This is a genomic window from Kitasatospora sp. MAP12-44 (assembly GCF_029892095.1).
Taxonomy (GTDB): domain Bacteria; phylum Actinomycetota; class Actinomycetes; order Streptomycetales; family Streptomycetaceae; genus Kitasatospora.
In genome coordinates this window covers 8,798,031-8,819,395 of record NZ_JARZAE010000004.1, presented here as the reverse complement: position 1 = coordinate 8,819,395, position 21,365 = coordinate 8,798,031, and the positions used below count along the sequence as shown (strand labels likewise).

The following is a 21,365-nucleotide window of genomic DNA, read 5'->3' as shown; positions in this document are numbered from 1 at the left end:
TACCTCTGCGGCGATGCCTGGTGGGGCCCCCGGCCTACACCGCAGAACTGCCTGTCATCATCGCCCGCATCTCGTGCAGAGTGGCGGCGGTACGGGTGTAGGCGGCAATCAATCGGACGACTCGCTCGGGGTCATGGATTTCGAAGCGCTCCTCGAGCACGTCTGGAGAGCAGACAAGGAAGGCCGGGCCCGGGGTGCCATCGGCCAACGACCGGGCGGCCAAGTCGATGGTGACGTCCAACGCGGGCCAGCGGTAGGAAGGCCCAGGTCCGGGCCACTCGGCCAGGGTGAAGCCGGCGGTCGGCCCGTGGTGAATCACGTCAGCGAGGGTCCGGCGGTCGCCCATGTGGTCGGGATGGGGTGGTGCGTCGTTGCACCATGACGGGCAGGTGAATAGCCGCTGTCCGTCCGGGCCCGTCGAGGGCGCTTTCAACGTGGCGATGTCGATCGTCATGGTGGAAGCATCGGCCAGGGTGGCGCACCCCGCGATGCCCGGTACGAGTGAAACGAGTCCGCCGATCCCGCGCCGATCGGCCCAGTTGGTGGTCGACGGTGGCCGATGGTGCGGCACCCGCCCGCCGACCTGCTCTTCCGATAGCTGAGTCAAAGCGAGTGTGAGACTCCAGCCCGTTGTGCCAGCGGCGGGACAGCCGCTGGCGTCGGAGCGGCACTGGCGGGTGGACGTGCCGATTGCGTGGGCAGGGGGATCCCCGCCATCGCTGCCAGTCGCCCGCAGTGCTGTTCAGCGGCGACGGCCAGGGCAACCAACGCCAGCACGTTGTTGCCCTCGAAGCGCCCCGAGGCGTGGGCGGCATCGGCCAGCGCTCGCGCGCCTTCGGCGGCCTGGTGGTAGGGCTGTACGCCCGAGGTGGGGCCGGCCGGGGGGGTCGGCTGGCGGCAGCGACTGCCAGGCCCGGCGCAAAGCGGCGACCCGCGGGTGCTGGGAGCCGATCAGCTCCCGTCCCATCGCGGAGCCGCTCCAGACGAGGAAGGCGCTGACGATCCGTCGGGAACCGGCGACGGCCGTGCGGCGCCCGGAGTAGCGGGGAGCGATCCGTTCGACCCGGTCCTGACGGGCGGCGACGACGACCGCGGCCTCCCGCAGGTCCTGCTGCCGGACGGTTGCCAGGTCTGCCGGGCGGCCCAGCGCGCTGGACGCCAGCCGGTCGGCCTGTCGACTGAGGTGTCGCAGGCCGCGCCAGGCTGGCGTTCCTCCGGCCCCACGGCGCGTCAGTTCGGCAGCCATGTGGGATGCGCTGCGTGCGATTGATCGGCAGGCCGCTGCTGACAGGGCCACCCTCCAGTGGGCCGCCGCCAGGCGGGTCTCCGCTCCGATCGCGTCGCTGACGGCGGACCACACCCCCAGCGCCGCAGTGTGAACGGACTGGATGCGGGCCCAGGCCGGCAGCGTCAGGTACCACCCGGCGTGCTTCTCGATCTCCCGAATCGAGCGGGTCAGCTCGTCCAGGCGCTGCGGCTCCGCCTCGCTGAGATCGGCGGCCGAGATCTCCTCCGCAACATCCAACGTCTCGCCGAGCGCCGTCAGGCTCAGCGCTACCTTGCGGGCGGCTTGGTCATCAGCACCTGCCTGATCGCGCAGTGCGGCTTCAGCGTCTGCCACGGTCTGCCGCCACAACTGCCGAACGGACCAAGTGGGCGCCGGTGCCAGCCGGGGCGGGATCGTCGGCGCAGTCGTCGGCATCGGGGGGATCACCGGCTTCGGCAGAGCTGGTGCTGTGCTTGCGGCAGGCGCGGAGGTACCTGGCAGCTCGGCGACTTCTGCGACGTCCTGCTCGCCGTGGGCGCCGTCCGGACCCGTGTGGGTGGCGAGCAGGTAACCGTCGTTCAGGCTGGTCAGGGCTGTCCAGGCCGCGCGCCGGGATCCCCATGGCGCCAGAGGTCCCCGGGCCCGCCGCGCTGGCAGAGAGCAGCCGCAAACTGCGCGTCGCCCGGTGGCCGCAAGGCCAGAGCGAAGCGCCGCCGAAGGCGCCCTTGACTGACCGGACCAGCCGCACACTCAGCCGTCGGGCGGCCCGTCACGTCCCCGACCCGGGTGGGGAATTAGGTGATACTGATCATGCAGATCGTGGGGAATTGCATGACCGCTGACACGACGGGCTCCACCGGGCTGTCCGGCCTGCCGAGCAACACGCGGGGCTGGCGAGACTAGCCCCATCCTCCGCACATGACACGTTCGGGTGAATGGTCGGTATGACCGGTGCTTGGGGGCTGGTTGTTCGCTTTGATGGGGGCGTGCCGATATCTCGTTCGCGTCGTTCCCGGGTTCAACGTCCTCGTCTGACGGTGGAGTTGGCTCCCGTGGTGGAGAGGCGTCTGGGCGCTCTGCCTGCCTCTGCCGAGTTTCTGCGCCGGCTGGACGTGGCCGGGATCATCGACGAGCTGTGCCCGATCCGGGATCTGGCCCACCTGACGCACGGGCAGGTCATCGAGGTCCTGGTCGCCAACCGGCTCTCGTGCCCGACGTCGATGGTCCGGGTGGGCGACTGGGCGCGCAAATGGGCCGTCGAGGAGGTCTTCGGCGTGGAGCCCGCACTGCTGAACGACGACCGGCTCGCCCGGGCCCTGGACGCCATCGCACCGCGCCTGGAGGAGATCACCGGCTCGGTCGGCGCGCAGGCCATCGCGGAGTTCGGCATCGACGTCGGGCAGCTCCACTGGGACATGACCTCGATGTCCATGTTCGGCGCCTACGAGGACCAGGAGGACGGATTCCCGCAGGTCAAGTACGGTCACCCCAAGGACCGGCGGGTCGATCTGAAGCAGATCCAGGCCGGGCTGGCCGTCACCCGCGACGGCGGCATCCCGGTCTTCCACCGCGCCTACGACGGCGGCGCCGGCGAGGTCGCCCAGGTCGTCGGCGCGATGAAAGCCCTGCGGAAGATCGCCGACCGCAAGGACTTCCTCCTCGTCGCGGACTCCAAGCTGGTCTCCCACCCGAACATCACCGCGTTGCTGGACGCGAAGGTCGACTTCATCGCCCCGCTCCCGGCCGCCCAGGTGGACGCCGGTGTCTACGCCGCTCTGGACGTGGACCGCGCCGAGCCGGTCAACTACGTCAACGACCGCGACCGCGAGCGGAACACCCCTGCCGACCAGCGCGAGTCTTACCGGGTCCTGGAAGACGTCCACGTCATGGCCGGGCCCCGCAAAAGCGATCCCGTGCACCGGCTGCGCAGGGTCCTGGTCCACTCCACCGGCAACGCCAAGGGACAGCGGGCCGCCCGCACGAAACGCCTGGCCAAGGCCACCGAGGACCTGGACAAGCTGCAACGCTCGGCCGGCGGGCGGTACTACAACACCGCGGCCAAGGTCGAAGCCCGGATCGGTGTCATCGCCAAATCCCGCCGGGTCGCGAACTGCCTGCACACCACCGTCACCACCGACGAGGACGGGCGTCCGTCGCTGGGCTGGACCTTCGATCAAGCCGTCCTGGATGCCCAGGCCGCCGCCGACGGCTGGTACGCGCTGGTGACCCGGCTCACCGCCGAGCAGGCCGACGCCGCCGAAGTGCTCCGGCGCTACAAGGGCCAGGGCGTGGTCGAACGCCGCTACCACGACTTCAAGGGGCCCCTGGCCGTCGCACCGATCTTCCTCGAGAACAACCGCCGCATCACGGCCCTGATCACCGTGATCTGCCTGGCCCTGCTGGTCTTCTGCCTGATCGAACGCCAGGTCCGCCAGGCCCTGGGCCCCGAGCAGACCATGTCCGGCCTCTACCCCGACAACCGCAAGGTCCGCCCCACCGGCCGCATGATCTTCTACCAGCTCGACAGTCTCATGCTCCGACCCGGCACCGCCACCAGCCCACCCACCATCCTCATCAGCCGAGGAGTCGAAGCACACCTGCTCGAACTCCTCGGCATCGACGAAACCCGCCCCCGCTGGCTGGAGACCTAAAACCCCACGTGCGAAGTCACCGACTAGCACCAGCGGGTCGTGGAGGCCGTACGAGCAGGCGGCGAGACCGAAGCGCCCTGAGCGACGGGGTTGGTTTCATGGTGTGGTGAACCGTTGGTTTCATGGTGTGGTGAACCGTTGGACCGAGGGTTGGTCCGAGAGTTGGAGCCCCCTCTCGACTGGATCGCTCAAGTCCGCAGGTCGCGCCGGGTGGGCAAGCCCTCCCGGCGCGACGACACCTCTTCTCCGCGCGATAGCCGCGTGACAGAGGGCCCCATGGAGGACAGCAGCGGCTAGTCGGTGACTTCGCACGTGGGGTTTTAGGTCTCCAGCCAGCGGGGGCGGGTTTCGTCGATGCCGAGGAGTTCGAGCAGGTGTGCTTCGACTCCTCGGCTGATGAGGATGGTGGGTGGGCTGGTGGCGGTGCCGGGTCGGAGCATGAGACTGTCGAGCTGGTAGAAGATCATGCGGCCGGTGGGGCGGACCTTGCGGTTGTCGGGGTAGAGGCCGGACATGGTCTGCTCGGGGCCCAGGGCCTGGCGGACCTGGCGTTCGATCAGGCAGAAGACCAGCAGGGCCAGGCAGATCACGGTGATCAGGGCCGTGATGCGGCGGTTGTTCTCGAGGAAGATCGGTGCGACGGCCAGGGGCCCCTTGAAGTCGTGGTAGCGGCGTTCGACCACGCCCTGGCCCTTGTAGCGCCGGAGCACTTCGGCGGCGTCGGCCTGCTCGGCGGTGAGCCGGGTCACCAGCGCGTACCAGCCGTCGGCGGCGGCCTGGGCATCCAGGACGGCTTGATCGAAGGTCCAGCCCAGCGACGGACGCCCGTCCTCGTCGGTGGTGACGGTGGTGTGCAGGCAGTTCGCGACCCGGCGGGATTTGGCGATGACACCGATCCGGGCTTCGACCTTGGCCGCGGTGTTGTAGTACCGCCCGCCGGCCGAGCGTTGCAGCTTGTCCAGGTCCTCGGTGGCCTTGGCCAGGCGTTTCGTGCGGGCGGCCCGCTGTCCCTTGGCGTTGCCGGTGGAGTGGACCAGGACCCTGCGCAGCCGGTGCACGGGATCGCTTTTGCGGGGCCCGGCCATGACGTGGACGTCTTCCAGGACCCGGTAAGACTCGCGCTGGTCGGCAGGGGTGTTCCGCTCGCGGTCGCGGTCGTTGACGTAGTTGACCGGCTCGGCGCGGTCCACGTCCAGAGCGGCGTAGACACCGGCGTCCACCTGGGCGGCCGGGAGCGGGGCGATGAAGTCGACCTTCGCGTCCAGCAACGCGGTGATGTTCGGGTGGGAGACCAGCTTGGAGTCCGCGACGAGGAGGAAGTCCTTGCGGTCGGCGATCTTCCGCAGGGCTTTCATCGCGCCGACGACCTGGGCGACCTCGCCGGCGCCGCCGTCGTAGGCGCGGTGGAAGACCGGGATGCCGCCGTCGCGGGTGACGGCCAGCCCGGCCTGGATCTGCTTCAGATCGACCCGCCGGTCCTTGGGGTGACCGTACTTGACCTGCGGGAATCCGTCCTCCTGGTCCTCGTAGGCGCCGAACATGGACATCGAGGTCATGTCCCAGTGGAGCTGCCCGACGTCGATGCCGAACTCCGCGATGGCCTGCGCGCCGACCGAGCCGGTGATCTCCTCCAGGCGCGGTGCGATGGCGTCCAGGGCCCGGGCGAGCCGGTCGTCGTTCAGCAGTGCGGGCTCCACGCCGAAGACCTCCTCGACGGCCCATTTGCGCGCCCAGTCGCCCACCCGGACCATCGACGTCGGGCACGAGAGCCGGTTGGCGACCAGGACCTCGATGACCTGCCCGTGCGTCAGGTGGGCCAGATCCCGGATCGGGCACAGCTCGTCGATGATCCCGGCCACGTCCAGCCGGCGCAGAAACTCGGCAGAGGCAGGCAGAGCGCCCAGACGCCTCTCCACCACGGGAGCCAACTCCACCGTCAGACGAGGACGTTGAACCCGGGAACGACGCGAACGAGATATCGGCACGCCCCCATCAAAGCGAACAACCAGCCCCCAAGCACCGGTCATACCGACCATTCACCCGAACGTGTCATGTGCGGAGGATGGGGCTAGTCGGCGACGCTTTGGCCGTGGAGTGGGTGGGGGTGCCCGTGAGCGTGTACCGCTCGTCGGCGCGGCGGTACTGGACAGCCACCCAGACCTGATGGCCCGGGAAGTCGGTGGTGATGACGGTCAGCTCACCGGTGCCGACGCCGCGCTCACCTGGCTAGAAGGCCGTGCGAAGAAGTAGCAGGTCTAGCACCGGCCCATCCGATCCAGCTTGGTACGGTCCGGCGTACTGATAGCCAAGGCGGTGGTAGAGCCGCTGGGCGGGCCGGTCGCCGGGCATGGCCAGCAGGGAAACCCACTGCGGCCGGAGTGCCTCAAGCAGGGCGCTGTGCAGTCGGGTGCCGACTCCCTGGCCCTGCCATCCAGGCCGGACCGCGAGCTCGCAGATCCCGGCGAGTGAGTCGGTGGTGCGCGCCTCCAGGGGGATGGACGGCAGCAGTTCCTCGCCGTACCAGTACGCCGGGGCGCAGCGGAAGCCGTAGCCGAAGCCGACGATCTGGCCGTCGACGTAGGCGGCGATCAGCGTGAATTCGTCCCGCCGGGCGTGGCCGGCGATCTGGCGGCGCAGTGTCTCGGACGTGAAGCCGGCTTGGGCGACGTCGTCGTGGTCGGCGTGGGCCTCGGCCCAGATGTCGGTCAGTGTGTCGGCCAGCACGGCGGCGTTGCCGGCGCCGTATCGGCGTAGGACCACGGGTGTGGCGGGGGCGCTCATGGCTTCCTCTTCAGGCAGCGGGGACGGCGGCGCGGTAGGCGTCGAGGTAGTCGGCGACGGTGGGCACCTGGCGGTGGGCTTGCAGTGTTCCGGCGATGTCGCGCAGGGAGCGGATCAGGCGTGCGGATTGGACGTCGGGCAGGTAGGCGAGGGTTCGGCGGGCGGCGTCGGTTGCTGCGTCGAGGTCGGGGTTGGGCTTGTTCGCATGATGGAGTGCGATGTCGGCCGTGTATAGGGAGCGGTTGCGGGTGTGGTCGGCGCCGAACAGCAGGACGGCCTGTTCGGCTCCGGCGCAGGCCCGCTCGTGCTGGCCGAGGTCGGCGCGGCAGAGCGACTCCAGGCCGGCCAGTTCGGCGGGGACGTAGAACTCCAGCCAGTCGGGGTCGGAGTCGCTGGGGCCCTTCGAGTAGAGGTTGTAGGCCCGGACCAGGGCGTCTTCGGTGAGTGTGCGGTCTCCCTGCAGCGCCCAGCCGCGGGCCTCTCGCATCGCCAGCAGTGAGGACCAGCGGGGGGAGCCGAGGCGTGCCGCTGCGCGTTGGGCGACCTGGGCGGTGCCGACGGCTTCGCGGGGGCGGCCGGTGGCGTGGGCGAGCAGGGACAGGCAGGCGAAGGCGTGGGCCTCCAGGCCGGGGTCCTCGGCCTGGCGGGAGCTGGCGAGCGCCTCGGTGTACAGGGAGCGGGCGTCGTGGATGCGGCCGGAGTCCAGGGCGAGCCAGCCGGCCGCGACGGAGAGAGCGCCGGTGGCCGAGTGGAGGTTGCGGCCCATGTCCTCGCTGTAGCGGCCCTGGCGAAGCCAGGTGTGCGCGGTATGCAGTGCGGTGGCGGCCTGGCGGCCCAGTTCGGCGGAGCCGTGCTCGCGGTCCTGCGCGTACAGGGCGCGCTCCGCTTCGAGGACGGCCTGCAGGTGGTCGCCGCCCAGCGCTGGGCTGGCGCTCGCGGTGTCCTGCGCGACGGCTGCGAGCAGGGCGGCTCCGGCACTGAGAAGGAGGCTTCGTCGCCGCATGTCCTGGTCGCCTCCCGTCGTCTGATTGGTTGTCCGGGTCCGTGCCCCGCGTGGTGCGGGCGGTGTGAAGCCGAGCTCGGTGATGGTCCGGCCGGTGACCTGGTGGAGCAGACGCCGGTGCTTGGGGCGCGGGCAGGCGGTCGTGCCGTCCTCCCAGGTGGCGATGGTTCTGGGACCGAGCTCGGCGGGGTCGCCGAACTCGATCGACTTCTTCACGAGGAATTCGGCGGCTTCGCTTCGGCCCATCTGCCACTCGTCCTCGCGAAGTCGCCGGAAAACGTCGTTGGGTCTTCCCATCCCGGGGCCCCCGAGCTGCTGGCGTGCCTGACCGTCATCCCTGACGGTAGCGAAGCGGACACGCTTGGCAACAGGGTTGCGGCATCGGAAATTGCCGGTCAACTCGCCAGTTTCATCCCAATTTCCAGTCCCTCTGACATCGCTTCAGCTCGCCGGACAGCGCTTCTCTGATGCCACGTACCCGGCGGCGATCCGCCGGTGCCGACCGCCATGTCGGGCGGTCACCCATCGGAGCGTGACCCGCCTGCCGTCTGATCGGCTGCCATCACGGGCGGGTCGAAGAGACCCTGGGGGATCTCGATGCACAAGCACGTCGTCATCGCGGGCGCCGGACCGGCCGGGCTGGCCTGCGCCCGCGCCATCGTCTCCGCGAACTCCGGCACGGACATCCTGCTCCTAGAGGCCGGCCGCCCCTACGATCACCGCCCATGCCCCGTCGACAGGGGCTTCAAGTGCACCGGATGCGCCGGGCTGTGCAACGTCGTCAGCGGATTCGGCGGCTCCATGCACTACGGCGACGGCGCCAAGCTCAGCCTGCTGCCGTCCGGCAGGCGCCTCGTCCCGCACCTGGGCGCCGACCGCGCAACGGAACTGTGCGACACCGCGTTCTCCTGGCTGACCGAACCGCTGGCCACCAAGCCCCCCTTGATGGGTGAGAACCTCACCGACAGGGCGATCCACGCCTTCGCCACGAACCACCTGCGCATCCGCGAGTACCCGGTCGCGGTCCTCGGCGAGAGTGACCTGCGCACCGTCATCGGAGGCTGGCACGACCTGCTGGCACCCGCCGTCGAGCTGTGGCACAGCGCCGAGCTGGCTGCCGCGAGGCCCAACGGTGACGGCCTGGCGCTCACCGTCCGCACCGCCCGCGGCGAGCAGCAGGTCACCTGCGACCACCTGGTGCTGGCCACCGGAAGGCGCGGCGTCACCTCCACCACCGCCCTGCTGCAGAACCTCGCAGTGCCGACCGATCTGCCGGACATCTCGATCGGGGTGCGCCTGGAGATGGCCGCCGAGCTGCTGGAGGCGATCGGCGAGGAGCACCCCGATCTCAAGGTCTCCCAGCTCGACCACGCCCAGAAGATCAAGTCGTTCTGCTTCTGCGGCGGCCCCAACGGCGGGCGCATCAAGCTGACGAACTACCAGGACGCCTTCGGGGAGTCGATCATCACCCTCGACGGACACGAGACCACCGAGCGCGAGCGCGGCAACCGGTCGCTGGCGTCGAACTTCGGTCTGCTCTGCCAGGTGCAGGGCCGCGGCAACGCCCTGCAGGCACGGGACTCCTTCATCGCCACCTACCGCCGGCTCGCCAGTGGCCGTCCGTTCGCACAGAGCCTGCGGGGCTTCCTACAGCGCACCGGCGACCGCGCCACCTGGCTGGGGCTGGAGAGCCGGATGCCGTTCCAGCCCTCGGTGATGGACCTGTCGGTCGGCCGCGTCGACCAGCTGTTCACCGACGCCGAGCACGCCAGTCTCGTCGCGGGCTTGCGCCGGTTCATGGACTCGATCCTCGCCCACTCCGGCCGCGAGCTGGCCGTCGACGACCTGGTGGACGACGTCCTGGTGGTCGGGCCCGAGATGGAGTTCCTCTGGGAGAAGCCGAGGATCGACGCCGACTGCAAGGTGCCTGACCTGCCTGTCTACGTAGTCGGGGACTGCGCCGGCATCGCCCAGGGCGTCGTCCAGGCCGCCATGATGGGCATCGCCGCCGGCCGGGCCATCGCCGCCACCGGCCGGGGCCAGCGCACCACCCTCGCCGACACCGCCCGCAGGTGACAGCGATGACGACCACACTCCCCCGCCCGGCCGTGTCCTCCCGGACGGCCACCCTCGACCACCTCTACCCGGACGCCGCCTGGGACCTGCCCGTGAACCCCGGCCTGCCCGCGCCCCGCCTGCCCGACCCGCCCGAGGAGCTGCGCAACCTGAGCGGATACCGGGAGCACTACCGGCCGTTCATTCTCCGTGAGATCCCGGTGGCCGGGCAGGTCGAGCGGCTCGCCGCGATCGACAAGGCGTTCCCGCACGCCCTCTACGACCTGATGCTGCTCGTCGCCCGCGACGACGTGCTGCGCACCCACGTCGCCAACACCCCCGACGCCGTACTCGCCGCCCTCCTCGCCGCAGCACGCGCCTTCGCCGACTTCACCCACAGCCCCGCCGCCCAGAGGCGGTTCGGCCTCACCGGCAGCCAGCTCGGCATCGGCTGGAACCACGACCCCACCATCGACCGCGACAACGGCCAGTGGTGGGACAAGCGCCTCCACCTGCACCTCAACTGCTGGACCGCCCCTGTGCGCGCCACCGTCCACCCGGTGCGCCTGGCCGAGATCACCGACGCCACCACCCGCCGCTCCCTCATCGACCCCGTCGCGCACCTCGCCCACCGCGTCATGGCCGACGCCCTGCACACCACCCCGCTCCCACCCGGCTGCCAGCTCCTGGCACCCAACCTCACCCGCGACGCCGCCCTCGGCCTGCCGATCGGCCTCAAGCTGACCTTGCCCGGCTGGGACTTCCTCACCACCGCGCACTGCCGCGCACTGCTGCGCTCCCTGCACGCCACCGCCGACGCCGCCTACCGCGACCTAGCCACCGCCTTCACCGGCAGCGCGGACACCCCGCCCGCCTGGACCCGCCCCCGCCTGCTGGCGAGCGCGGACGTCCACGGCAGCCTCGACGCCCTCCCGTGGCTCTCCGATGGCGCTCGCACCGACCTGCTCCGCCTGCGCGCCGCCCTGCGGAACCTGACGGACCGGCAGATGCGGCTGCTCGCCGAACGCCTGGAAGCCGGGCTTCTCGGCCTGTGCCAGGGCCGCCCGGTCATCATCACCACCACCGTGCCGGAGATCTGACGGGCGCAACGACCCCATGCCCACGCGATACGGCCGCCGCCGATGGTCACGCTTCAAACAGCGGCACCAAGATCCCCCCGACAGCGTCAGGTCCTCACGACGGCATTGCCGCAGACAGCTTGGTGCGGCACCTGCTCGTGAAGCGCCGCTCCACCCTGCCAACCGGGGTGGAGCGGCGCTTCGCTGTTGTCCGCGGAGGTTCGGCCCGGGGCTTGCCCACCAGGTGATGGGCTTGCCCACGGGGGCTTGCCCAGCCAAAATTTGAGATGGGCAAGCCCACCACCTGGTGTTTTCGGGGGTTGGGCAAGCCCCCGGGCAAGCCCGGGTGAGGAGAGTTCACGGCACGAGATCCGAGAGGAGATGTGCCGTGATCGACCTGTACCCCCGCTGCGCCGGTGGGATCTTCGACCGCCTGGACGCCGACTGGGCAGCGCTGTGCGCGGACGTCTCCGTGAGGGCAGCGGTGTCCGGCTGGCTGGCAGCCGACCACCTGGACGCCGGTGTCGCCGCCGCGACCGGCTCCTGGGTCAGTGCTCTGGGTCCCGAGCTGCTGCTGGCCGCCCTGCGGCCCGGCGGCGGCGCCCTGTCCGACGCGCTGGCCGACGCCGTGCTGCGAGCGCTCCTGGAGCGGGCCGCCGGCCGCGGCCCGGTGGCGGCGCTGGCCGCGCGGATCGTGGTGCAGGCCATGGTCCCGGCCGCGGTCCGCATGACCCGCAGCCAGGCCCTGCCCTTCGGCGGGCGCACCTTCGACGACGTCGCTGTCCTCGTGGTCTCCGCGCTGTACGAGCGGGCCTGCTCCGGCCGGATCCACCCCCGTCCGGGGCGGCCCGCCGCCAACCTGCTGCTGGACGCGCTGAAGCAGGTCTGCCGCGAGCTGGCCGCCGACCGAGAAGAGCGGGGCGAGGATCTCGCGCTCGGCGAGTACGTGGCCGACGTCGGGCCCGGCCCGGCCGGCCTCGCCCGCCAGCGCGACGTTCTCGCTGCCGCGGCGGCGGCCGGCCTGGACCCCGTGCCCGGCAGTGAGCAGGAGGCGGCCGGTGCCCGGCTGGAGCTGCTGGAGCTGCTCTTGGAGGCGCTGGAGGGCGGCACCATCTCGCCCGCCGACGCCCGCGCCGTCGCCTGGCACTACACCACCACTCCCTTGCCGGACGCTGCGGCCGCCGCACGGGCCGGCACCACCGCGGGCGCCTGGCAGCGCCGCCGCTCGCGCGCCGTCCACGCACTCAAGAACAGGCCGCGCCCGGCCACCAACGCCTGACCGCCCCTCACCCAACTCATCGAGGAGACCTCGGATGCTGCTGCTCCATCTCGCCCTGAGCCCTGCGGGGCGCCTGCTCGCGCTCGGTGTGCTCTGCCACCTTACGGCCGGTACGACCTACCTGGCGCTCACCGGGATCAGCGACACCCGGGTGCCGATCCACCACCGGGAGATCGGCACCGGCCCTGCCGCCGCGGTGGCGGCCGCCGCCGTGTGGAGCGCGGTGGTCGTGCTATGGCCGGTCCCACTGGTCTGCCGGACCGTCCGGGCGCTGCGCCGTCGCCCGGACGCAGCGCAGCTGAGCGAGGAGCGCATCTGGCGGGCCCGGCCCGCCGCCGTGGTCGCCATCTCGGTGCCGCCTGAGTGGTACCGCCGGGAGTACGAGGCCGCCCGCGCCGCCCGCGCGGACAGCGCAGCCGCTGGCGCCGCCCGGGCGGCGGTGCTGGTGGAGCGCTCCGTACTGGCCTTCGGTGCCGGCCACTCGTACAGCCGCGATGCGTGGGAGCTGCTCGCGCACGCCGCCCGCCTCGGCCTCGCCGAACCCGCACCCCGTTTTGCCGCGCTGGCGGTCCCGCGAGCCTCTCGTCCGCTGGACGACCACGCCGCAGGCGGCGACCGCGTCTACCTCCCCCATTTCCCGTATGCGGGTGCCTGATACCCCATCACCCCGACCGGAGAAGGAGAACCCCGGACATGACGACCGCGAGCGCCACCGCGCGCCTCGATGCGGACGAGGAGCGCGTCACCCGCGCCCAGCGCCTGCTCATCGGACTGGGCGCAGCCCTGGTCCACCGCCCCTTCGACACCGACACCCACGACCGCCTGCGCGTCTTCCTCGACAACGAGGCTGCCCCGGTCCTCGCCTCCCTGCTCGTGCTGCAGCAGCGCGGTGAGGCGCAGTTGCGTCGGCGGATCGCCGAGCTGACGGGCCGACACATCGCCGGTGCGGAGTGAAGGGCCTGCTGAACCGCTGGCAGCCGAGCGCCCCGGCGGATGCGGCAGAGGACGAGGACGAGCAGGGGTGGGAGGAGGAGGGTGCGGGTGGCTGGTCGTGGTCGACCGGCGCGACCGCGAACGCGGCGGTGCTGCTGCGCTGGGCGGCGTGGGGTCTGATGCTGCTGGGCCCGTTGCTCGGCTCCGCCGCCCTGCTGTCCCGCCCGGCCTCGGCCGGCCCGGGCAGGCCGCAGTCCCCGGCGAGCGCACCGACCGCCGGCTCGCAGGGAGCGGCGGGGTTCGCCCAGCTCTTCGTCGCCGCGTTCATCTCGGCGGGCGACGGCGACCAGGCCAAGCTCGCCGCCTTCTACCCCGGCGCCACCGACCTGCGCCTCGAAGGCGCACCTGGCCGGCGCAGCGGCGACCAGCTGGCCGTGGTGCGGCTGCGTCAGACCGACCGGGACGTGTGGTCGGTGACGGTCGCCGCCCGCATCACCCCCACCGCCGGCTCGGCCTCCCCGGCGGTCGATGGTACCGGCACGGCGACGACCCCGCCCGCGGTGGCCGGGTCGGTGCACTACTTTCAGGTGCCGGTGGCGACCGCTCCCGCCGGGGGCGGGGCGCTGGGGTATGTGGCGCTGGCGATGCCGGCCGAGGTCGCCGGGCCGTCGCTGGTTCAGGCTCCGGCGCTGGTGTACGGGCCGATGCGGCCCGCACTGCCCGGCGACCCGCTGACCCAGGTCGCCGCGGCGGGTCTGGCGGCCTACCTGACCGGCGCCGGCGGGCTGGAGCGCTACCTCGCCCCGGGCACCCGGCTGACGGCGATCAGCCCGGCCCCCTATACCGCGCTGACTGTCGACCAGCTGGCCGTCGAAGGCGAGCAGGACGGCGATCCGGTGACGGGAGTGCCGGGCGACGGGACGCGGCTGCGGCTGCTGGTCGTGCTGCGTGCCGCCGGGGCGGACGGGGTCCGGGTTCCGCTCACCTACGCCCTCACCCTGCGGGCCCGGGCCGGCCGCTGGGAGATCGCCTCCCTGGACGGCGCCCCCGCCGAGGCAGCCACCCACGGGCTCGTCGCTCCTGCCTCCCCCTCTTCCTGACCCCACCTCACATCGAAGGAGATCGTCATGAGCACCACTGTCCTGGCCGTTGGCGCCACGGGGTGGATCGCCACCTTCACCGGGCTCGGCAACGACACCAAGAGCCTGATCTTCACCGTGCTCATCCCGGTGCTGTGCGGGATGTTCGTCCTCGTTGTCGGCGTCAGGACGAAGAGCCCTGGGCCGACGATCGGGGCGGTCATCCTGGCCGCGGTCGTGTGGGGGCTGTCGGCCAACATGGGCGTCCTCAGTAGCAAGGCGACCGTCGACATCACCCAGTACAGCGGCGGGACCACGTCGGGGCCGGCGCAGACGGGCGGCGACCAGTGAGCGCGGGGGCCGCGCCGGTCGACGTCGAGCCCGAGCTGATCGGACGCTGCTACACCAAGGCCCGCAGCAGCCCGCTGGTGGTCGGTGTCGTGCGCGGCGGCGACGGGCGCAACCTGCGCCTGATCGGCGGCCCGTACACGATCACTCAGCTCGGCGCGATGGTCGCCACCGTCGTCCTGCTCGTGCTGTCCCGTCCGGTCTGGGGCGGGCACGGCCTGGCGGATGCGGTCGTGCTGGTCGGTGCGCCGTTCGGGTCGGCCTTCGCACTGCGGCACCTGCACATCGACGGCCGCAACCCGCTCGCCGCAGCCGCCAGCGTGCTGGCGATGCTCGCCGCACCAGGAGCGGGCCGTCTGCACGGCCGGCCCGTGCGCCCGGCCCGGCCGGTGCGCTGCCACGCCCTGGTCGGCATCGGCACCACACCGGCCCGCAGCAGCACGACCGCCGAAACCACCGAGGTCCCAATCCGCGCCGTGGCCGGAGGCACTGTCCAGGTCGGGCAGGCACCCGGTTCCGCGGCGCCCCGGGCCGAAGCGCGTCCCGCCGCACCGGCCGGCGCCCCGGTCGCGTCCGGGGTGCAGGCCCTCCTCGCCCGCCGCACCACTCACCTGGGGGACTGAGCCATGAAGCTGCCCGTCCGGCACGTCGCCGGCAACATCGTCTGGACGACGCACGGGGCCTGCTGGGCGATCTGGCGGGTGGCCGCCAGCAACTACTCCCACGCCCCCTCTGCCGCGAAGAGGGCCCGGCTTCAGGCGTTGGAGTCGCTGGTCAAGGCGCTGGTCGGGGAGCCGATGCTGCTGAGCCTGTGCCCGCAGGTCGACCCCGTCGCCGTGGTGCGCGCCATGGTCGCCGACGTCGACCTCGCGGCGAGCCCGCGCTACGACCGGCTCGGCCACGCCGTGCTGGACGAGCTGGAGGCGATGGAGCTCACCGGCCGCACGGACTGGCTGGCCGTCCCGCTGCCCGCGCTCAACCGCCGTGACGCCGTGGCCTCGGTCTGGTCCGCCGCGACGGCGGAGCTGGACCTGCAGTTCGGTCTGCTGCCCGCCGCGATCACCGCCGCCGAGATCGAGCGGCGCACCGGGCAGGCCCGCCGGATGCACGCCCAGTGGCCCACCGGGGTGGCCATGCGCCCCGCCACGGAGGCCGAGATCCTGTGGATCTACGGCCACAGCGCCCGGCGCGGCCTCATCGAGCCGCTGCTGCCGGACGGCACCGAACCGGCGATGCGCGGTCGCGGTCGCACGGTCGCCGCGCTGAACGAGGTGGTGCTCGCCGAGGGCTGCACCGACGGCGCCGGCGGTCGGCGCGCTGCTCCCACCGGCCCGTTCAAGCGGCGCTTCCTGCAGGTGTCCAGCGAGTGGGGCGACTCCTACCAGGCGCTCCTGGCGTTGTCCGAGATGCCGGAGGCCTTCGCGCTCCCGGGGGCGGCCTACCTGCAGCAGCTCGACGACCTCGCTTACCCCGTCGACTGGGCGGCCCGACTGGTCGTCACCCCCGGTGTGAAGGCAGAGGCGAAGACCCGCCGCCGGGCCCGGCACCTGCGCGCGCAGGTCGCCGAGTACGAGGGCGACCCGGCCGGCCCCCCGGCGACGGTGACGCAGCACGTGGCCGACAACGACGAGTACCGGGAGCGGCTGACCGCCTCCGCGCGCGAAGTCGAGGTCCGGGCCATGGTCACCCTCGCTGTCTGGGGCGCCGCTGCGGACGAGGCGCAGGAGCGCGCCGCCCAGCTGGCAAGCGACTTCGGCGCCACCGACTACACGTTCTCCCGTCCGGTGGGCGAGCAGACCAGCCTGTGGCAGGCGATGCTGCCCGGCTGCCGCACCCCCAGGGTGCTGCTCGGCTACGCGCAGACGCTGCTCGCGCGGGACTTCGCGATGGCCATGCCCTGGTGCGGCTCGCAGCTGGGTGACGAGCACGGCCCGCTGTTCGGTCTGCAGCTCGCCTCCGGCGGCGCCCGCCCCGTGCTGGTCGACCCGGCCCGGGGGCCCCGGGAGAACACGAGCGCGTCGATGGCGTTCCTCGGCGAGCCCGGCGCGGGCAAGTCGGTGGCGATGAAGGCTGCCGTCTTCAACGTCCTCGCCACCGGTCGCCGGGCCGACCTGTCGGGCTCGCGCGGCCGGGCGGTGATCGTGGACCGCACCAAGGAGGAGGAGTGGGTGCGCTTCGCGCAGTCCTGCCCGGGCACCACCCAGGTCATCAGGATCGATCAGCGGGCGGAGGTCAGCCTCGACCCGCTGAGGCTCTTCGTGGCGGACAGCCCGAAGAAGGCGGCCCGATTCTGCGAGAGCTTTCTGACGCTTCTGCTGGGTGTGCGGCCGATGGAACTGGAGGGGGTCGCGCTGTCGGAGGCGGTCCAGGCCGTGCTGGAGCGGCCGGCGCCCTCGATGCGGGCGCTGGTGGAGGAGCTGACGGTGCGTGGTGCTGATGATGTGGCCGCGAAGACGCTGGCCCGCAAGTTGAACGCGGTCGCACGCAAGGACCTGTCCCGGGTCGTCTTCGACGATGCACTGCCGGTCGTCGACACCCGCAGGGCCGACAGCGTGGTCTTCGCCGTCAACGCCCTGCAGCTGCCCAAGAAGGCCGAACTCGCCTCCAATCACCGCATCGAGCGCCTGGAGTTCGAGAAGGTCATGGGCCGGGCGGTCATGTACCTGGTCGCCGCCGTCGCGCGAGAGAGCGTCATGGAGGACCAGCAGGAGTTCGGCGTCGCCGTCTTCGACGAGTGCTGGTGGCTCACCAGCAGCGACGAGGGCCTGGACCTGCTGCTGGAGCTGATCCGCGACGGCCGCAAGCACCGCGCCGCCGCCTACCTCGCCTCCCACGACCCCTACGACATCGGCCCCTCCGACAACGAGAAGGGCGCCGTGATCAGGGGCCTTATCCCCCACCGGTTGGTCTTCCGCCAGACCAACCGCGACCTGGCGCAGCGGGCGTTGGCGTTCCTCGGCGCCGATGCCAGCGACCGCGGCCTGCTCGACCTGGTCACCACCGGCCTGTCCCCGATCGACCTGCCAAAAGAGGAAAAGCTCGCCCGGGCCGGCGAATGCCTCTACCACGACCTCGCCACCCGGATCGGCCTCATGCGCGTCCTCATCCCCCTCGACGAAGCCATCACCCAGACCATCCACACCACCCCCGGCGACTACCAGGCCGCAGCATGACCAGGATCCGGACCTGGTGGTCGCACCTTCGCCAGCTCGGCCCCCGGCCGCTGCGCACGGCCGTGCTAGTGGCCGCGCTCGCGGCCACCGCCGCCACCCTGCTCACCTCCCCGCCCGCCTGGGCCGACCCCGCCCCGCCGGCCGCCGCCGCGTCGTCCTCGCCGAACCCGACGGCCCCGGCCACCGTGCCGGCGCCAATGCCCGTGGCGGGCAGGCAGGACACGCCCAGCCCCGAACAGCAGGCACTGCTCCAGGAGATCCTGCGTGAGCAGGGCGAGAAGCTGACCGCAGAGCAGCAGGACGCGGCGCTGGCCGCCAGGACCGAGCAGCTGCGCAAACTGCTGCCCTCGCAGGGCGGTGTCCTGTCCGCTTTCAACGTCACGGACCGCGCCGGGATCCCGATCGAGGCCTACACCGTCAAGAGCGACACCGGCGGCATCACCGACTGGGACCTGGGCATCTACAACCTCCTGACCGAGTTGTGCTTCATGGCAACCAAGTGGCTGATCGCCTTCAGCTGCTGGCTGATCGCCTGGTCTCTCTCCTTCGGCTTGGCCAAAGTCCTGCTGACGCCGGTCCTGTCGGTCGCCACGTCCCTGCACACCCGCGTCGTCGTCGAGATGGGCCTGCCCTCGCTGGCCATGGCCGTGTGCGCGCTCGTGTGCGTGGCCAGGGTCTTCTCCGGTGACCGGGCCCGCGGCTGGGGGGATGCCGCGCTGTCGATCCTCATCGCCGCGCTCACCACCACGCTGCTCGCCTCGCCCCCGGCGCTGCTCCTGGGTACCGACCACGGGGCGATCGCCGCCGCCCGGGGACTCGCGCTGGAGGTCGCCGACGCGATCCTGCAGGCCAACCCCTCCGCCCAGAACAGCGTCCCCGCCCAGGCCACCGGCGCCGACCTGGCGCGCCCGCTCACTGACGCGCTCACCGACTCCTTCATCGTCCAGCCCGCGATGCTGCTCCAGTACGGCCAGGTCTTCGACGGCGACTGCGCGACGGCCTACACCACCAGCAGGATCTCCCAGCTCGCCTACGACCAGGCCGTGGCCGACCAGAACGCCAAGGTGAAGAAGGCCACCAGCGGCATCGGCGACTCCGTGCCGCTGATCGGTGGACTACTCGTCTCCGGGAGCGGCTCCCTGCTCAACCTCACAAGTTCCTGGGCCGCCGACCACTATGGCGACCCACCCATGCAGGCGTTCGAGAAGAAGTGTGTGAGCGGTGACGTCACGACCGCGAAGACGGCCAGCCTCGACAAGGTCGGCGGTGCCCTGTTCCTGCTGATCGCCGCCCTCATCGTCACCGCCCTCATCACCGCGCTCGCCGGATCCTTCCTCACCGCCCAGGCCCGCATCGCCTGGGACGCCATCCGCGGCGAGACCGCCCTGGTCGCCGGCACCATCCCGGGCGCGGGGCGCAGCTGGCTGTGGAACTGGTGCTCCTCCGTCCTGCGCTCGCTGGCGCAGATGCTCACCAGCGTCATCGCGCTGGCCGTCTTCATCGTCATCGTCCAGGCGGTTCTCACCCCCACCCAGGACGACGGGGGCAAGGAGCTGACGCTGCGATTCCTGGCGGTCGACGTCGTGGCCATCGCCACGTTCCGCCAGCGCCGCAAGCTCGCCGACCGCTCCCGCCACATCGCCGCCGCCTGGCGCACCAAGATGTCCGCCGGCCGGATCGGCGGCACCGGCGGCAGCGTCTTCGCCGCCCCGGCCTCCGCCACCGTCGCCAAGCACCCCCACGTCGCCCGCACCGCGGCCCGCGTCCTGGTCCGCTCCGCGATGGCCGGCGCCTCCCTCGCCGCCGGAAACCCGCTGGCCGCGATCGGCTACGCCATGCCCCAGTCCATCGGCGCCACCGCCCTCATGTCCCGCCTCGCCACCGGCGGCCGAACCCGCCACGCCCCCATTCCCACCGCCCGACCAGCAGGCCGCCCCCGACCGACACCGACACCAGGTCCCGGGCCCGGGCCCGCGGCGTCGGCCCCGCAGACCCCGCCACCGCCCGCCTACCCACCACGCCCCGCGCACCCGCCCCAGCCGACCGCACCCGCCCAGCCGACCGCGGCGCCGAACCCGCGTCAGGTGCCCGCCCAGCCGGCCGCATCCGCGCGCCAGCAACAGCTGCGCCGGCGGCTGGACCGCGCCCTGCAAGCCGACACGTCGGGTCAGGCAAATCGACCCGGCCGCGTGAACCGGCCCACCCCCCGCACCACCCCCGTCGTCAACCGCCGCACCCCGCCCCCGCCCCCGGCCCGCGAACCAGCACCAGCACCGGCACCGGCACCGGCACCGGCACCGGCACCGGCACCGCGCGCGAGGATGGCCCTGGACTGGGAGAACTTCGGCCGCGTGCCACTCCCTCCCCGCCGCACCCCGCCAAGGCGCCGATGATGATCACGCGCACCGGCCGCCTGCTCGGCGGCGCAGCCCTCCTGCTCGTCCTCGGCCTGGTCCTGACCGCCGTGGTCGCCGCCCACGCCGCCGGCCTCGCCCAGGACCAGGCCGACAAAGCCCGGCAGGCCCGGGCGCCCTGCCCCGGCGCCACGCTGACGGATGCCGACACCGCCCAACTCACCCAGCAGGTCGGCCAGGCGCTGAACGGCTCCCCCGCCAGCGTCCAGGTGCCGGGCCTGGACGTGCCGGGCGAGCAGCTCCCCAACGCCAAGACCATCGTGGCGACCGGCGTCCAGTTGGACGTCCCGGCCCGCGGCCAGATCATCGCGCTCGCCACCGCGCTCCAGGAATCCGACCTGCGCAACCGCCCCAGCGGGGACCGGGACTCCGTCGGACTGTTCCAGCAACGCCCCTCCCAGGGCTGGGGCACCGCGCAGCAGATCAACGACCCCGTCTACGCGAGCACCAGGTTCTACACCGCACTGCTCGCCGTGCCCGGCTGGGAGCAACTGCCGCTCACCGACGCCGCCCAGAAGGTGCAACTCTCCGGCCACCCCGACGCCTACGCCCCGCACGAGCCGCTCGCGACCGCACTGCAGCAGGCCATCGCCCCCACACTCGGCCAGCCGGCTACCGCACCGCCACCCGGCGGCACGGCCCCGTGGAGTGCTGGCGGGTGCACTACGCCGGACCAGGCCGCCGCCGGGACGATCCCACCCGGCACACTCCCGGCCGGCTACACCATCCCCCAGGACACGCCTGTCGCGGTGCATACCGCGATCCAGTGGGCGCTCGGCCAACTCGGCACGCCCTACCAGTGGGGCGGGCAGTGCACCAATCCCCACGGCAGCGATCCGGCCGGGCGGTGCGACTGCTCGTCCCTGGTGCAGCGCGCCTACGGCGTCGCCGGCATCACCCTGGAACGGACCACCTACGACCAGGTCAATCAGGGGACCGCCGTCCCGGTCGACCCCGCCGCGCTGCGCCCAGGCGACCTCGTCTTCACGGAGGGAACAGTCGCCCAGCCCGGGCACGTCGCCATGGCCATCGGCCAAGGACTTCTGGTGCAGGCGCCGCACACCGGAGCGGTGGTCGACGTCGTCGAGGTGGCCACCCACGGCACTGTCCTCGCCGTGCGGCGGGTAGTGGCGAGCTGATCGGCCTGTAGGTTCCCATTTCACTTTGCGCTTTCCCACTGATTCTGCGCCTAAGTTGCGCATGCGCAAGATCAGTGGGACTGCGAGTTCGTCTATTGTCCGGTCTCACGGGACCTGGTGGCTTCTCACCTGTCTCAGGCGGTAGTCGACCGATTCCCGGCGAG

Annotated in this window: 17 protein-coding genes; 12 read left to right on the top strand and 5 right to left on the bottom strand. The window is 72.0% G+C overall.

All coding sequences use genetic code 11. The annotated features are described in order from the left end of the window. Nucleotides 1-34 precede the first annotated feature (34 nt). The gene (locus P3T34_RS39740) at nucleotides 35-454 is read right to left on the bottom strand and encodes a hypothetical protein (RefSeq protein ID WP_280671745.1); all 420 of its coding nucleotides are present in this window, start codon (nucleotides 452-454) and stop codon (nucleotides 35-37) included. A gap of 288 nt (nucleotides 455-742) precedes the next feature. Further along, a complete protein-coding gene (locus tag P3T34_RS39735; RefSeq protein WP_280671743.1) occupies nucleotides 743-1,621 on the bottom strand; it encodes a hypothetical protein in 879 nt (292 codons plus the stop codon). 698 nt (nucleotides 1,622-2,319) lie between these two features. On the opposite strand from P3T34_RS39735, the gene P3T34_RS39730 reads away from it, so the two are divergent. Then, nucleotides 2,320-3,918, top strand: coding sequence for an IS1634 family transposase (locus tag P3T34_RS39730; protein WP_280671741.1), 1,599 nt, complete (start codon nucleotides 2,320-2,322; stop codon nucleotides 3,916-3,918). 320 nt (nucleotides 3,919-4,238) lie between these two features. Here P3T34_RS39730 and P3T34_RS39725 read toward each other — a convergent pair whose 3' ends face one another. From P3T34_RS39725 to P3T34_RS39715, 3 genes are all read right to left on the bottom strand, one after another. Continuing rightward, nucleotides 4,239-5,837, bottom strand: a complete 1,599-nt coding sequence (locus tag P3T34_RS39725) for an IS1634 family transposase (RefSeq protein WP_280671741.1) — start codon at nucleotides 5,835-5,837, stop codon at nucleotides 4,239-4,241. A 307-nt stretch (nucleotides 5,838-6,144) separates the two neighbouring features. After that, nucleotides 6,145-6,699, bottom strand: a complete 555-nt coding sequence (locus tag P3T34_RS39720; RefSeq protein WP_280671739.1) for a GNAT family N-acetyltransferase — start codon at nucleotides 6,697-6,699, stop codon at nucleotides 6,145-6,147. 10 nt (nucleotides 6,700-6,709) lie between these two features. After that, entirely contained in the window at nucleotides 6,710-7,948 is a 1,239-nt protein-coding gene (locus tag P3T34_RS39715) for a hypothetical protein (RefSeq protein WP_280671737.1), read from the bottom strand. A gap of 351 nt (nucleotides 7,949-8,299) precedes the next feature. On the opposite strand from P3T34_RS39715, the gene P3T34_RS39710 reads away from it, so the two are divergent. From P3T34_RS39710 to P3T34_RS39660, 11 genes are all read left to right on the top strand, one after another. Further along, nucleotides 8,300-9,778, top strand: coding sequence for a DNA polymerase subunit beta (locus tag P3T34_RS39710; protein WP_280671735.1), 1,479 nt, complete (start codon nucleotides 8,300-8,302; stop codon nucleotides 9,776-9,778). Nucleotides 9,779-9,783: 5 nt separating this feature from the next. Continuing rightward, complete coding sequence (locus P3T34_RS39705) at nucleotides 9,784-10,857, top strand: hypothetical protein (RefSeq protein ID WP_280671731.1); 1,074 nt, start codon at nucleotides 9,784-9,786, stop codon at nucleotides 10,855-10,857. Nucleotides 10,858-11,224: 367 nt separating this feature from the next. Further along, nucleotides 11,225-12,115 carry a hypothetical protein gene (locus P3T34_RS39700; RefSeq protein WP_280671728.1) on the top strand — a complete coding sequence of 297 codons (891 nt, stop codon included), beginning with the start codon at nucleotides 11,225-11,227 and terminating at the stop codon, nucleotides 12,113-12,115. A gap of 34 nt (nucleotides 12,116-12,149) precedes the next feature. After that, entirely contained in the window at nucleotides 12,150-12,770 is a 621-nt protein-coding gene (locus P3T34_RS39695) for a hypothetical protein (protein WP_280671726.1), read from the top strand. 38 nt (nucleotides 12,771-12,808) lie between these two features. Next, nucleotides 12,809-13,069, top strand: coding sequence for a hypothetical protein (locus tag P3T34_RS39690; RefSeq protein ID WP_280671724.1), 261 nt, complete (start codon nucleotides 12,809-12,811; stop codon nucleotides 13,067-13,069). Next, nucleotides 13,066-14,148: a conjugal transfer protein gene (locus tag P3T34_RS39685; protein WP_280671722.1), complete on the top strand. Its 1,083-nt coding sequence runs from the start codon at nucleotides 13,066-13,068 to the stop codon at nucleotides 14,146-14,148. Before P3T34_RS39690 ends, P3T34_RS39685 begins: the two co-directional genes overlap by 4 nt. Before the next feature lie 27 nt (nucleotides 14,149-14,175). Beyond that, a complete protein-coding gene (locus P3T34_RS39680; RefSeq protein WP_280671720.1) occupies nucleotides 14,176-14,478 on the top strand; it encodes a hypothetical protein in 303 nt (100 codons plus the stop codon). Then, nucleotides 14,475-15,098: a hypothetical protein gene (locus tag P3T34_RS39675; protein WP_280671718.1), complete on the top strand. Its 624-nt coding sequence runs from the start codon at nucleotides 14,475-14,477 to the stop codon at nucleotides 15,096-15,098. Before P3T34_RS39680 ends, P3T34_RS39675 begins: the two co-directional genes overlap by 4 nt. Nucleotides 15,099-15,101: 3 nt before the next feature. Further along, entirely contained in the window at nucleotides 15,102-17,648 is a 2,547-nt protein-coding gene (locus P3T34_RS39670; RefSeq protein WP_280671717.1) for an ATP-binding protein, read from the top strand. Continuing rightward, nucleotides 17,645-20,041, top strand: a complete 2,397-nt coding sequence (locus P3T34_RS39665; protein WP_280671716.1) for a hypothetical protein — start codon at nucleotides 17,645-17,647, stop codon at nucleotides 20,039-20,041. Before P3T34_RS39670 ends, P3T34_RS39665 begins: the two co-directional genes overlap by 4 nt. Then, entirely contained in the window at nucleotides 20,041-21,201 is a 1,161-nt protein-coding gene (locus P3T34_RS39660) for an NlpC/P60 family protein (RefSeq protein WP_280671714.1), read from the top strand. The genes P3T34_RS39665 and P3T34_RS39660 overlap by 1 nt, the downstream gene beginning before the upstream one ends. Nucleotides 21,202-21,365 lie beyond the last annotated feature (164 nt).

Coding starts and splice junctions, on each gene's coding strand:
- P3T34_RS39720 (WP_280671739.1), bottom strand. CDS start 6,699: ATGAGCGCCCCCGCCACACCCGTGGTCCTACGCCGATACGGCGCCGGC.
- P3T34_RS39695 (WP_280671726.1), top strand. CDS start 12,150: ATGCTGCTGCTCCATCTCGCCCTGAGCCCTGCGGGGCGCCTGCTCGCG.
- P3T34_RS39680 (WP_280671720.1), top strand. CDS start 14,176: ATGAGCACCACTGTCCTGGCCGTTGGCGCCACGGGGTGGATCGCCACC.
- P3T34_RS39670 (WP_280671717.1), top strand. CDS start 15,102: ATGAAGCTGCCCGTCCGGCACGTCGCCGGCAACATCGTCTGGACGACG.
- P3T34_RS39690 (WP_280671724.1), top strand. CDS start 12,809: ATGACGACCGCGAGCGCCACCGCGCGCCTCGATGCGGACGAGGAGCGC.
- P3T34_RS39665 (WP_280671716.1), top strand. CDS start 17,645: ATGACCAGGATCCGGACCTGGTGGTCGCACCTTCGCCAGCTCGGCCCC.
- P3T34_RS39710 (WP_280671735.1), top strand. CDS start 8,300: ATGCACAAGCACGTCGTCATCGCGGGCGCCGGACCGGCCGGGCTGGCC.
- P3T34_RS39705 (WP_280671731.1), top strand. CDS start 9,784: ATGACGACCACACTCCCCCGCCCGGCCGTGTCCTCCCGGACGGCCACC.
- P3T34_RS39740 (WP_280671745.1), bottom strand. CDS start 454: ATGACGATCGACATCGCCACGTTGAAAGCGCCCTCGACGGGCCCGGAC.
- P3T34_RS39715 (WP_280671737.1), bottom strand. CDS start 7,948: ATGGGCCGAAGCGAAGCCGCCGAATTCCTCGTGAAGAAGTCGATCGAG.
- P3T34_RS39660 (WP_280671714.1), top strand. CDS start 20,041: ATGATCACGCGCACCGGCCGCCTGCTCGGCGGCGCAGCCCTCCTGCTC.